This is a genomic window from Azomonas agilis (assembly GCF_007830255.1).
Classification (GTDB): domain Bacteria; phylum Pseudomonadota; class Gammaproteobacteria; order Pseudomonadales; family Pseudomonadaceae; genus Azomonas; species Azomonas agilis.
Genome location: NZ_VLKG01000016.1, coordinates 1 through 11,713 on the forward strand (window position 1 = coordinate 1; position 11,713 = coordinate 11,713).

The 11,713-nt window shown below is 51.9% G+C and carries 16 protein-coding genes and 1 tRNA gene; 9 read left to right on the forward strand and 8 right to left on the reverse strand.

All coding sequences use genetic code 11. The annotated features are described in order from the left end of the window. Window positions 1-267: 267 nt before the first annotated feature. The 6 genes from LX59_RS14710 to LX59_RS14730 all read right to left on the reverse strand — a co-directional run bounded on the left by LX59_RS14710 (window position 268) and on the right by LX59_RS14730 (window position 5,167). Window positions 268-1,311, reverse strand: a complete 1,044-nt coding sequence (locus LX59_RS14710) for an IS110 family RNA-guided transposase (RefSeq protein ID WP_144570217.1) — start codon at window positions 1,309-1,311, stop codon at window positions 268-270. A 132-nt stretch (window positions 1,312-1,443) separates the two neighbouring features. Continuing rightward, the gene (locus LX59_RS14715; protein ID WP_425457502.1) at window positions 1,444-1,596 is read right to left on the reverse strand and encodes a DNA-3-methyladenine glycosylase I; all 153 of its coding nucleotides are present in this window, start codon (window positions 1,594-1,596) and stop codon (window positions 1,444-1,446) included. Between the two features lie 18 nt (window positions 1,597-1,614). Then, on the reverse strand, window positions 1,615-2,418 hold the full coding sequence (locus LX59_RS14720) for a retron system putative HNH endonuclease (RefSeq protein ID WP_144573229.1): 804 nt from the start codon (window positions 2,416-2,418) through the stop codon (window positions 1,615-1,617). Further along, window positions 2,415-3,797 carry an AAA family ATPase gene (locus LX59_RS14725; protein ID WP_144573230.1) on the reverse strand — a complete coding sequence of 461 codons (1,383 nt, stop codon included), beginning with the start codon at window positions 3,795-3,797 and terminating at the stop codon, window positions 2,415-2,417. The genes LX59_RS14720 and LX59_RS14725 overlap by 4 nt, the downstream gene beginning before the upstream one ends. Before the next feature lie 383 nt (window positions 3,798-4,180). After that, window positions 4,181-4,309 (reverse strand): hypothetical protein, encoded by a 129-nt coding sequence (locus tag LX59_RS16095; RefSeq protein ID WP_281284854.1) that lies wholly within the window; start codon window positions 4,307-4,309, stop codon window positions 4,181-4,183. A gap of 468 nt (window positions 4,310-4,777) precedes the next feature. Continuing rightward, entirely contained in the window at window positions 4,778-5,167 is a 390-nt protein-coding gene (locus LX59_RS14730) for a hypothetical protein (protein WP_144573231.1), read from the reverse strand. A 695-nt stretch (window positions 5,168-5,862) separates the two neighbouring features. Between LX59_RS14730 and LX59_RS14735 the strand changes: the two genes are divergently transcribed. Further along, on the forward strand, window positions 5,863-6,474 hold the full coding sequence (locus tag LX59_RS14735) for a helix-turn-helix domain-containing protein (protein WP_144573232.1): 612 nt from the start codon (window positions 5,863-5,865) through the stop codon (window positions 6,472-6,474). After that, the gene (locus LX59_RS14740; protein WP_170234389.1) at window positions 6,467-7,252 is read left to right on the forward strand and encodes a terminase small subunit; all 786 of its coding nucleotides are present in this window, start codon (window positions 6,467-6,469) and stop codon (window positions 7,250-7,252) included. The genes LX59_RS14735 and LX59_RS14740 overlap by 8 nt, the downstream gene beginning before the upstream one ends. A gap of 252 nt (window positions 7,253-7,504) precedes the next feature. Here the strand turns inward: LX59_RS14740 and LX59_RS14745 are convergent. Then, window positions 7,505-7,592: transfer RNA gene (locus tag LX59_RS14745), tRNA-Ser, on the reverse strand. A 145-nt stretch (window positions 7,593-7,737) separates the two neighbouring features. Here LX59_RS14745 and LX59_RS14750 point away from each other — a divergent pair. The 7 genes from LX59_RS14750 to LX59_RS14780 all read left to right on the forward strand — a co-directional run bounded on the left by LX59_RS14750 (window position 7,738) and on the right by LX59_RS14780 (window position 11,233). Next, on the forward strand, window positions 7,738-8,406 hold the full coding sequence (locus tag LX59_RS14750; protein WP_144573234.1) for a Bax inhibitor-1/YccA family protein: 669 nt from the start codon (window positions 7,738-7,740) through the stop codon (window positions 8,404-8,406). Between the two features lie 124 nt (window positions 8,407-8,530). Further along, the gene (gene tusD / locus LX59_RS14755) at window positions 8,531-8,923 is read left to right on the forward strand and encodes a sulfurtransferase complex subunit TusD (RefSeq protein WP_144573235.1); all 393 of its coding nucleotides are present in this window, start codon (window positions 8,531-8,533) and stop codon (window positions 8,921-8,923) included. After that, window positions 8,923-9,285, forward strand: coding sequence for a sulfurtransferase complex subunit TusC (tusC, locus tag LX59_RS14760; protein WP_144573236.1), 363 nt, complete (start codon window positions 8,923-8,925; stop codon window positions 9,283-9,285). The genes tusD and tusC overlap by 1 nt, the downstream gene beginning before the upstream one ends. Further along, on the forward strand, window positions 9,285-9,584 hold the full coding sequence (gene tusB, locus LX59_RS14765) for a sulfurtransferase complex subunit TusB (RefSeq protein ID WP_144573237.1): 300 nt from the start codon (window positions 9,285-9,287) through the stop codon (window positions 9,582-9,584). The genes tusC and tusB overlap by 1 nt, the downstream gene beginning before the upstream one ends. Further along, window positions 9,581-9,898: a TusE/DsrC/DsvC family sulfur relay protein gene (locus LX59_RS14770; RefSeq protein WP_144573238.1), complete on the forward strand. Its 318-nt coding sequence runs from the start codon at window positions 9,581-9,583 to the stop codon at window positions 9,896-9,898. Before tusB ends, LX59_RS14770 begins: the two co-directional genes overlap by 4 nt. A 9-nt stretch (window positions 9,899-9,907) precedes the next feature. Then, entirely contained in the window at window positions 9,908-10,129 is a 222-nt protein-coding gene (locus LX59_RS14775; protein WP_144573239.1) for a DUF2835 domain-containing protein, read from the forward strand. A 72-nt stretch (window positions 10,130-10,201) separates the two neighbouring features. After that, a complete protein-coding gene (locus LX59_RS14780) occupies window positions 10,202-11,233 on the forward strand; it encodes a quinone-dependent dihydroorotate dehydrogenase (RefSeq protein WP_144573240.1) in 1,032 nt (343 codons plus the stop codon). Between the two features lie 62 nt (window positions 11,234-11,295). On the opposite strand, the gene rmf is transcribed toward LX59_RS14780, so the two are convergent. Next, window positions 11,296-11,511: a ribosome modulation factor gene (gene rmf / locus LX59_RS14785; protein WP_144573241.1), complete on the reverse strand. Its 216-nt coding sequence runs from the start codon at window positions 11,509-11,511 to the stop codon at window positions 11,296-11,298. Window positions 11,512-11,713: the final 202 nt, after the last annotated feature.

Sequence of the window (11,713 nt, forward strand, 5' to 3'; positions counted from 1 at the left end):
GTATATGGACTCTCCCCACAAGTAGTGAGCAAAGCTTTGCTTTTGCACCTGTCGTCAGCGCGGTTGCATTCGTATATCCGGCCTGTTCTGGGCGCTTACGCCCTGGCCATGCTGTAGTTCGCGCAGCGGGGGCCAAGCGTTCAATCGATCACGGGGATCATCATTGTTATCGGCCTTGTTCCGCTGCAGGACTCGCCTGTTCCGACAGTGCTGCTGTTCACCACAACCACCAGAAAACCATCACATCTTTACTGATTACCCCCGCCGTTAGGCGAGCTTTGTGCTCTGCCAGTTGCCATTGAACCGCCGCTCGTGGCACCAAACTGCCCAGCAGATCCGTACCAGCTTGTTGGCCAGGGCTACCGCCGCTTTGTTGTGGCCGATCCGCGCTGCTGTTTCTACAACCCATCGCTGTAAGTGCGTTAGCTTCTCCGGCGTGCGCGCCTGGCAGCGTTGGGCAGCCAGCAAGGCGGCTCGGGAGCCATGGATCAACAGGGTGCGCACATAGACGTTGCCCTGTCGGCTGATATGGCCGAGTTTGCGGCGGTCGCCGCTACTGAACTCGCGTGGCGTCATGCCCAGCCAAGCGCTCAGTTGCCTGCCGCTGGCAAAGCGTTCTGGTTTTCCAACAGCGGCGGTCAGGGCGCTGGCGGTCAGCAGGCCAATGCCACTGACTTCATCCAGTTTGCGTACGACTTCGTCGGCGGCGTGCCAGCGCTTGAGCTGTTGCTCGCACTCGGACATGCACTGCGCGTACAGGTTGATCTCGGCCAGAACAATCTGCAGTTGAGGCCGCAGCAGTGCCAGCTCAGGCCGCTCGATTAGCTCATGCGCGGCGCGCAGAAACGTGGCGGTGCTGCTGGGCGCTTCAATCCCCGCCTCACGCAAGAAGCCGCGTAGCAGGTTGATACGCTGGGTACGGCTCTTCTTCCAGGTTTCACGCAGGCCATGCAGTTGCTGCACCTGCTGTTGTTCGTGGGTTTTTACCGGCACTGGATGAATATCGCGACAGCGGGCCGCTTCGAGCATGGCATCGCAGTCGTTGCGATCAGTCTTGTTGCGCCGGCGATAGGGCCGCACGTAGCGTGGATGAATCAACATCACTGCATGCCCCTGTGCTTGCATCGTGCGCCCCCAATAGTGAGCGGTGCCGCAGGCTTCCATCACCCATTCGACGGGCTCGCTCTGCTCCTGTATATATTGCCGAAACGCCACCCGGTTCAGCCGTTTACGCTGCACCACTTGGCCAGAATGGACACTCTCAGCAACTTGGTAAATGGACTTGGCCAGATCAACTGCGATGCGCTTCATCACTGCTCTCCCACTCAGCAAACGTCGTTACTTCGGTATAGAACCGTGGCGTGGGGAGAGCCCATTACAGCATTCAAGGCGCTCACTTCATTCGCTGGGCAGTCGAATGCTGCACTTGCGCCTCAAGCTTTCTCATAACGACTCCAATAAGCCCGCCTGAAACGACTCCAGCATCAGGCACTCCCACAACTGGCGGGAGTCTCGAATCGGAACACCCCACTCTGTATCGTGGTAGGTCTGCATCATGGGGCTGCTATTGGCCCAAGGGCAGCGTTCTAGGCTCACAGCGATTACCTGTTTGGATTAGCCTTGAAAGTTGGTTTCGGCTAAATACTGCTCAGCAGCAGTACCTAGACAAAGCCGAATGGTGGTGAAGAAGCTTGGCCAAGGGTTGCGAAAGTAGCGCTCGGCAAGTTCGCGGAAAGCCCGCTCAGGTGGAATATTCTGCTGGCGATATTTTTTCTTGTTGTGCTCGATATCCCTGCAAATTCGCAAACGCGCCTCGCACAAGCGATTGCAGTTCAGATTGAGCATATCAATAGTGTGTCGCACCAGATGTTGCGTGCAGGAATGGCGATTGCTCGGTATGTCTAGGCCAGCGCAAACCTGTTCGTCAGGTAACAGCCGACCTGTGCTTTTTTCCAGAAAAAATAAACAGGGAAAAGCGGGCAGCTCCAGTGGATTGATAATCCAGCCATTGCACTGCTCATCCAGTTTGCCGCTTTGAATCATCTGATCTTTGTGGGCATCACAGCTGAGGTTTTCTCGTAATGGCTCCAGTGCATGAGGCGGTTGTTGGTGCCGCTGAGATCCTCCCATGCAGACCGCAATCATATTCTGCCAATCCAGCGCCCAGTTATGGGCTGTAGTCCTGTCTGACTTAGGATGAAAGTGTTCAACACGACACTTAAGCGGATCGCGGTCATGCAATCCGACTTCACAGAAACCACACAGGCAACCCTGCCCATCTAGCAGTCGTTGGCGGATGACTTCATAAACAGTGCGACCCACTGCATCCTTTCGCATTGGCTCCCATTCAATCATCGGATGTTCAGCACGATAGGTGGACAGCTCAGCGGGTTCATCCAGTCTGATAACCGGCTTCACTCACCCAGCTCCCACTTGCGATTCTCGATTTGCAGATCTGCATCCAGCAATGCGGGCTCTTGTCCCTGATAACGAGCATCCAGACTTTGGCGCAACTCCAGCGCGCGCGGACTATTCCACTGATCCCTATCAACCAGAGTTAGGTATTCCCTTAATTCCTGAGTGGCTTTATTGGTGGGAGGGCGTACATCATTAAGGCCAAGCACCTGCTTGAGCATTCGCTCTGGTTCAGCACCCTCTGTCCCCGGTGGTGCGGAATAAACTTTGTTGTCTCTCAATATGCGAATGCACTCAGAAGGTACAGTTGTGAGTACCTGTGGGCTGTGCGTAGTCACAACAAACTGGATCTTGGGAAAAGCTTCCTGTAACTGGGTCAAGATAGCTTGTTGCCAACGGGGGTGTAGGTGCATGTCTACTTCATCAATCAGTACCACGCCCTTAGTTGCTTTGGCGGCCTCTACACCAAGATGCGGGTTAAGCTTGATGCAGCGATAGGCAATGTCTCCGATCATGGCCAGTACGCTTCGGATTCCGTCACTAAGCTGATCAGCATCCAAGGTGCCCAGTTGTTCGTGAGTCAGTACCAGCGACTTCTCTCGGGTAATGCTGTATTCCAGCCGGTGCCAGCCAGTTATGGGGTATAGGAAGGTATCAATCGCTTGCTGTACAACCTGCACCCGTTCCTCGGCTGTTTTCAGGTCTGTGGTCTGAGCACGTCCTTCAAGCTGGCGTATTTGCTGCTCTCTTAGGCTTTGAAAGGCCCAAATAAACCATTCTTTGAAGTGCTTATAGGAGGAAGCAGGATCGAGGCAGTTTAGGTAAGCAAAAGTACGGATATAGAAGTCAGTCTCTTGGGTATCGTCTTTGCCTTTTAGGTTTTCCATCAGACGTTTCTGAGCCCAAAGCCGTCCTGTACCGTAATAGCCAAAAACGGGTAAATCCAGAGCTGGGCTTTCAGGGTTACGAATTCGCTCCTGAATACTTGCGGTCCACTGTCTCATGGAGGCAGTTTCGCCCTCATCTTTGGTTTTGCTGGACTTGGCTTCGCTGTCTCGGTAGCGCCCCCAAGAACGTCCAGCCCCGGAGCCAAAGTCGCCAGTCATTATGACTTTGGCGGGTAGCTGCCGAGCCATATCTCCATTGCTCAAGCGTTGTAGACGCACATCGTCAATGGCAACGGTATTGCCGGGATCATTAAACGCATTTCGGGCAAGATCGAAGCTGCTGATATAGGGCCACAGTGCAATGCGAATGGCATCAAGCAGAGTCGACTTACCCTGTCCATTTTCAGCGACAATGACCGTCATCTGCTTATGTAGTGGCAACTCCAGCTCAGTAAAACAGCGGAAGTTTTCCAGTCGCAATAAATCCAGCTTCACAGATTCTCCCTTGGCCCAAGCTCAGGCTTTTGTCTTTAATGGGACTTGCTTAGTGCGGCTCGTCCATCGGAACCTATCTATTAACTAACAGGCAGGACGTACTTTCCTCCTTGGCTACAGCAAAAACAGCTTAGTCAATTGGAGTAGCGCATTTTAAGCGATCAGGTATGAAAAAACTGAAGCTCAAACTGCCATGGGCTCATACCTCCTGTTAGTGCCCGCTTATCTGCCCAGTTATAGGCTGGAGTGGTTGTATTGCGGGAACTGTGGGGCTTCCAGTTGTCTGCCTGCATACATTGGCTGAAAACTCAGCTGATGTTCCATCTCCTGAACATTCAGGAGGTCTTCCGTTCTCGCTAAGCCAAAAGCTCAGCTCAGGTTCATCATAGGGTTGCTGATATACCTGCACGCAAGGTAAAGCCCTTGCTGGTGCTGGGCTCTAGGTGGTTGCTGATTGGTTGCTCATGGGGTTGGTGATGCACCAGCCACTTAGACTCAATGGGCCGCAACATTTCTCAACACCCCCCACGAACACGACTAGGGGAATTAAACTCGGGTGATTCCCCTAGTAAATCAATGGCAGCTCCTACGCACATCAGCCCAACAACGGCCCGTCTCGATAACTTCTGGCTGTTTACTCATAGGGCTGATGTCCAATTTTCGGACTTCAAAAGCAGCACCACTAACCCATTGATAAGACTCAACTCTGTCAAATTGACAGCGTTCCCTGTCATGGCTCCAGTACCTTCCTGTATTGGTGAGTAATATCGGGAAATTCGAGATTACTACCCGCCCACTGGTGTCGCCTGAACCTTGTATCGGTCGTGGAATTCCCCGACTGGGATTGTTCGAGCGACACTAAGTGGCGTTTCTGACACTAAGTGCTATTTTCGACACTCTGCGATGGTTACGGTTACGCCAAGGTTACGGGCTAATCCATGTGCTGTAGGTGGTTACCAAAGCACTGGTTACCAGCTCGGTTACCACTGAAACCATTTGTTTAATGAGCGAAATTCGTGCAGTGCTCGATGACGGAATTCCGGCATCGGTTCCGACCGAAATTCACCGGAGCAGATCCGCCATTCGTAGTGCTGGTGCATGGGCTGGGGATTTTCCAGTTTCAAACCGGAGTATTCAGAGGGGTATTCCGATTTGAAATCGGAGAAGTAGGGCTGGGCGCGGGTGGGAGTGGCGGAGCCTTGGATGCAGTCGATAGCGCACTGACCACTGCTAACCCGTCCTATCCCGAAGGGAACCGTCCCCTCGGCACGCCCATGTATCAGCATATCTGAGGAACGGGTCGGAAGGTAAGTCATGCTGACCTGCTGGATGGCCTGACCTAATTTGTCCACGCCCTTAGTGATCCTCATGTCTGAGGATCTGGACAGTTACGAAAAAACCGTAACCGCTATCAACCGGAATTTTCTTCCGGTTAGCGCTGGAGCGTTGCTCAGATTTGAGCATCGGGCCAAAAAGCGTGGCTGTATTCACCAGTCTGGAGCGATCCTCAAAAGTGAAGATCAGACGGCAATGAGTAGATTTCTACCCGCTGGAGCAGTCCTCAGAAACGAGGATTAGGACTAAGGCATTAACCAAGATTGAGTGCAGCAGAGCTTCAGTACACTAGTAGTCTGAGCAACTAGGTCAGCTACTCACCAAGCAGGAAGCTCCGGTTCGTCCAGCTCTGCCGCATGAAGCTGTAGCTAAAAAGGTCAGATAGCCTCTAGCCCTTTCAGTTTTAACGGGTATGGGATTCAGAAGAACAAAAGGCCACGATAACTCGCGGCCCTTTATCATGACGACTACCAATGGCGGGGGAACGTATCCTTCCTGCTTCGCGCGTCACCAGCTTGAACTCAGCATAAGATAACCTCTACCACTACGCTATAGGCAGTCTCTCTAAGCAATACTGGCTCAAAGATCAGAGTTCATCCTTTGAGTGGCAGGTGTGATCTTTTTCATTGTCCATTTCCCGGCCCCTTTATTCATTTTCGGAAACCTCGGAATAAAGCCTTTCCCATTCCGCGTCACCATAAGCCTTATTCAGCACTGAGTGAGGCAGCGTATGGCAATCATTCTCGACCGAATTAAACGCAAGAATCTGGCTCAGGTCGTAGGCCAGCGGTTAAGGGGCGCTCGTCAGGCATCGGGCCTCAGTCAACGCCAAGCCGCTGATGCGCTCGGTCACAAAGAGATTACCCAGATTTCATTGGCCGAATCTGGCCAAAGGTTGCCGCCGCTGGTGAATGTGATGCGCTTGGCTGATACCTACCGCGTACCCACGGACTACCTCTTAGGCCGTATTGATGATCCCGACCTTGAGGGCGTGGAGCTGCGGCTGCCCTTGCTGGAGCGGGGCTTAGGGCTGTCCTTAGATGGCTTGCATCGGCAACTCATCAAAGGCTACAGCCGTTTGACCCTGACCTTATCGAAAGGAAGCGCTAAGGATCGGGCGGCGCTGACTCAGTTGGCGTCCTTGGCTCAGGAGGGCAAAGAGGTTTTGCGGCGTGTTCGTGAGCTCAATCCTGAGTTTGACGAACTCAAAGGTGGAGCCCATTTACTCAGGGTGCTAGCAGATATAGAAGCTTTAGGCCGCTATGCCCATGAGCGTACACGGCATGAGCGCCATGCTGTGCAGCAGGCCCAGCAGTCCATGCAGGAGGTCGCCCATGAGTGAGCCGATGGATTATCAAGCCCAAGCTAAAGCCTTTGGGATCAGCCTAAAAGAGCTGATGTTTGTGGAGTACTTTTTAGCCAATGGCTTAAATGCCACCCGAGCCTATTTAGAGGCGGGCTACCGGCCTAAAAATGCGGCTAATGCCTCAGCAGAAGCCAGCCGATGTGTTGCAAAACACAGGGTAAAAACCTATCTCGGCTACCGCCTCAAGCAGCTTATCGGGGACGTAGAGGCCGAGAAGCAGCGCCTAATCCAGACCCTGACTTTTATTGCCTTTGGGGATGTGAATGAACTGGTGGAGCACCGGCGCGCCTGTTGCCGGTTTTGCCATGGCGAGGACTTCCGCTACCAGTACACCCCGGACGAATACCGCCAAGCCGAGCAGGAGGCTGAGGAACAAGGCAAAGACTTCGACCCCCAAGGCGGGATTGGCTTTGATGCCAATAAAGACCCCAACCCTAAGTGCCCCGAGTGCTTTGGTCGTGGGGTATCTCAAGTGATATTCCATGACACCCGCCACCTATCCCCAGCCGCTCAAGCCCTATACGCCGGTTTTGAGCACACCAAGGTCGGCAAAAAGGTCGTGCTGATGAGCAAGGAAAAAGCCTTCGAGCTGCTGGCCAAGATTCACAAGCTGTTTGATGACGCGCCCAAGGTCACGCTGGCTTTGGATGTAGAAGCCCTAGAGCAGCGCTTTGCTGAACGGATGCGCCGCGCACACGAGCGGACGCAAGCCCTACGCCAAGAACGTGGACTCACCCAAGATGAACCCTACTGAGAACTTCGGTAGCTATGGTGTAAGCACTTGGCTCAAAAACCAAAGCCGGGATTTTTGAGGAGTTGAATTCAATCAAAGAGTTAGAAAGCTCTAACGCCTCGGCACCAGCAAAGATTTTTGTCTATCTGGGATAGGCCCATTTTTATTTGCTGAATTTCCCAGAGTGAAATCTGAACGCGAAGACAAACTGGGGGGAGACTCAAGGTCTACAAAAGCAAGAGCCCCATAATTCGGGGCTTTTAGCTAGGAATATGGCGGAAGAGGTGAGATTCGAACTCACGGATAGTCGCCCATCGCCGGTTTTCAAGACCGGTGCCTTAAACCGCTCGGCCACTCTTCCACAATGCTTACTGACTGTTTACTGTAAGCGGGGCGTATCTTACCTGATAGAAATACACTGTCAAACTCTATTGATCGAAAATTCAATAAGTTCTGCTAGAATCCTACGACAAATCGTCACAGGCTGCATCCACAGGAGTCACGCTATGCACGAACAGTTTTCCACAAGCTATGTCCAAGAAGCAGGGCAGCTTGAAATCAGCCGGGTACTACGCAACACCTATGGCCTCTTGGCCATGACCTTGGCTTTTAGCGGTTTGGTCGCTTTTTTATCCATGCAAATGAAGGCCGCCTACCCCAATATTTTCGTGGTGTTGATCGGTTTTTATGGTCTGTTTTTCTTGACCGCTAAACTGCAAAACTCCGCTTGGGGCTTGCTGTCTACCTTCGCCTTGACAGGCTTTATGGGATATACCCTAGGCCCAATTCTGAACATGTATTTGGGTTTACCCAATGGTGGCCAAATCATCACCTCAGCCATGGCTATGACGGCTTTGGTGTTCTCCGGTCTGTCTGCCTATGTGCTGATTTCCCGTAAGGACATGAGCTTCTTAGGTGGATTTATCACCGCAGGTTGTTTGGTTTTATTGGGCGCTATGCTGGTCGGATTCTTCTTTGAGATTACTGGACTACAGTTGGCAATCAGTGCCGGATTTGTACTCTTTTCTTCTGCCTGCATTCTGTACCAAACCAGCGCCATCATTCACGGTGGCGAGCGCAACTACATCATGGCTACCGTAGGGCTTTATGTCTCTATCTATAACCTGTTGATTAGTTTGCTGCAGTTGTTGGGCATCATGGGCAGCGATGACTGATCCTAAAGGTCTCTCAGCTTAAAAAGCCCGCCCTTAAGCGGGCTTTTTAGTGGGCGTGTTCTAAAGCTTGTGAGGGCGTTATCATGTGCCTATCTAACTAAGGTACTAGATGTTTTACCTGCCCATGAAATTTGTGATTAGTGTTCAAGCTAGCCCTCAGAGTCCTGCTTCGCGTAGAGCGCTAAAATTTGCCCAAGCAGTCTTATCTGAAGGGCATGAAATCCTGCGCATTTTTTTGTATCAGGATGGTGTATGTAACGCCACCTCCATTCCAGTCTTGCCCCAAGATGAGCTGGATTTAGGAGTAGCTTGGGCTGAGTTTATCCAGCAACATCAATTGGATGCAGTGGTTTGCGTTGCAGCCGCACTAAGGCGTGGCATTTTGAATACTGCAGAAGCACAGCGCTATGGGCGTAAGGCTTCAGTTCTGAGTGATTCTTGGGAGCTGTCCGGTTTAGGTCAGTTGCACGAAGCCATCCAACAGGCAGATCGTTTAGTCAGCTTCGGAGGTTCTTGATGGCTAAATCTTTGTTGGTAATCAGCCGCCAAGCACCTTGGTCTGGATTGGGGGCTCGTGAGGCTTTGGATCTAGTGCTTGCAGGTGGTGCTTTTGATTTGCCCATCAGCCTGCTGTTTTTGGATGATGGGGTATTCCAACTGTTACCTGAGCAAAAACCGGAAGCATTGCAGCAAAAAGATGTGACGGCTAATTTGGCGGCTCTACCCCTATTTGGCGTAGAGCAACTCTATGCGGCTCGTACTGATTTAGTGCAACGAGGCTTGGGCGAATCTCAATTAGCTTTGGAGTCGGTTCGGATTTTAGAGGATGGCGCGTTAGCTGATTTAATCAACCGTCATGATCAGGTGATGACCTTCTGATGGCTACCTTACATCTCTTATCTCAATCTCCTTTTACGAACACTCAGCTCAAAAGTTGCTTACGCTTACTGGGTGACACGGATGGGCTGATGCTCTGTGGCGATGCGGTCTATGTTTTGAATTCAGCACCGGAGTTGGCTCCTGAACTGCAGGTTTTAGCGGCCAAAGGTGCTTTATATGCACTGGAGGAAGATCAAATCGCCCGCAATTGCATCCAAGAAGGCGTGGTTCAGTCGTTAAACTATGCTCAGTTTGTGGCCCTGTGCTGCCAATATGATCGAGTCAATTCTTGGGTATGAGCACTGAATATCGACGCGATGCTGAAGGCTATCTCATGGATTTAGAGGCATGGAGTGAATCCGTTGCAGAGGTTATTGCTCAGGAAGAGGGCTTGGTTTTGGGAACGGAGCACTGGGAAATTCTTTGGCTGTTGCGAGATTTCTACCAGCGCTTTCAATTGGCTCCTGCAACGCGTCCCTTAATTAAGTATGTGGCTCAGCAGTTGGGGCCAGAGAAGGGTAATAGCCTATATCTAAACCACCTGTTTAAAGGCACACCGGCAAAGCTGGCTGCAAAGTTAGCCGGCCTACCCAAGCCGACTAACTGTATTTGAGTCCCTGATATGCCACAACTGATTTTGGATATTTATATACCCGCTGAGCGCTTGATGGCAGTGTATCAAGGGCAGGCCAATCGTATTCAAGTCAAAAGCCGTACTGGTCAGGTGGTGAACTTGCCCGCTCATCATTTGCGGCCCTTTATTACCCGAGAAGGGGTGCAGGGCAGTTTTGTAATGGACTACAGCGCCGAGGGAAAATTACTGAGTTTGAATCGTTTGGCGTGACCTCTGTATCAGGACAGTTGCTCGGCAGATCGCTATACTTTGCACTTCCTCCTCAACTGAGCTTAGGCCCCCATGTATAATCTGGTTCGTGAGCTGATGTTCAAGCTCTCCCCGGAAACTGCCCATGAACTTGCCCTTGACCTGATCGGTGCAGGTGGACGGTTAAAACTAAATAGCCTGATTAACGCCCGTTTGCCCCATTTGCCGGTTCGCGTGATGGGGTTAGATTTTCCGCATCCTGTGGGTTTAGCTGCCGGTTTGGATAAAGACGGTGTAGCTATTAATGGGCTGGCTCAATTAGGCTTTGGCTTTGTTGAAGTGGGAACTGTGACTCCACGTCCGCAACCGGGTAACCCCAAGCCTCGGATCTTTCGCCTTACGGAAGCTGAAGCACTGATTAACCGTATGGGCTTTAATAACCAAGGTGTGGATGCTTTGTTGGCGCGGGTTCGTAGTGCGCACTTTGGGGGGATTTTAGGCATCAATATTGGCAAAAACTTCGATACCCCCGTTGAAGAGGCTGAGCAGGACTATCGTCTGGGGCTGGAAAAGGTTTATCCCTACGCCAGTTACGTCACTATTAACGTTAGTTCTCCTAATACACCCGGTTTGCGTGCTTTGCAGTTTGGCGATGCACTGAAGGCGTTATTGGATTCCTTGTATACCCACCGCGAATACTTAGCCGATCAGCAGGGCCGTCGTGTGCCGTTGGCGATTAAAATTGCACCGGATATGACCGATGAAGAAATTGCTTGGGTCGGCGAAGCCGTTTTGAACGCTGGGATGGACGCGATTATCGCCACCAATACAACCTTGAGCCGTAAAGGCGTTTTAGGTTTAGCTCATGCAGATGAAGCGGGCGGTTTATCTGGGGCTCCTGTGCGGGAACAAAGTACCCATACCGTGCGCGTTTTGGCGGAAACCTTAAAGGGACAACTGCCCATTATTGCTGTGGGCGGCATTACCGAAGGGCGGCATGCAGCGGAGAAAATCCAAGCGGGGGCTTCGTTGGTACAGCTCTATACTGGGTTTATTTACAAAGGCCCGACTCTGATTCGTGAGTCGCTAGATGCCATTGCTGCGTTAAAAAAGGCTGCCGTGTAACCAGCGCACTTTCTTTGGGACGCCTCCACCCCTGAGAAAGCACACTGGCGGATCAGCTGATCCTAGATGGCAGAGAGCACTTGGTTAAGACGGTGCAGGCCGGCCGCGCCGGTTAGCCCATCCCAGTGGTCGCTACGACCTTCGCGCCAGCCATTGAGCCAAGACTGACGGACATCAGGTTGAGTGAAGGGACAAAGTTCTTGGGATTTGCCGTGTATGCCATACCGATAACCACGTTGATATGCTCGTTCCATCGGATCACGCTTGAGTCTTCTCATTGGGTCTAGTCCTCTAGGTATTGACTGTGTTCCCTTTGGTCTCTTTGCGAGGCCAAGCAGTGTGTGTCGCACTGCTAGCGAAACCTGATATGGCTTAAAACAGGTTTCTACCGCTGCCCTGTTGGGCCCATTAGGGCAGCGGTTGGTTAATCTTTACCTGATTCTAGGATCAGCGGGAACGATCAATTTGTCATAAGTTGTT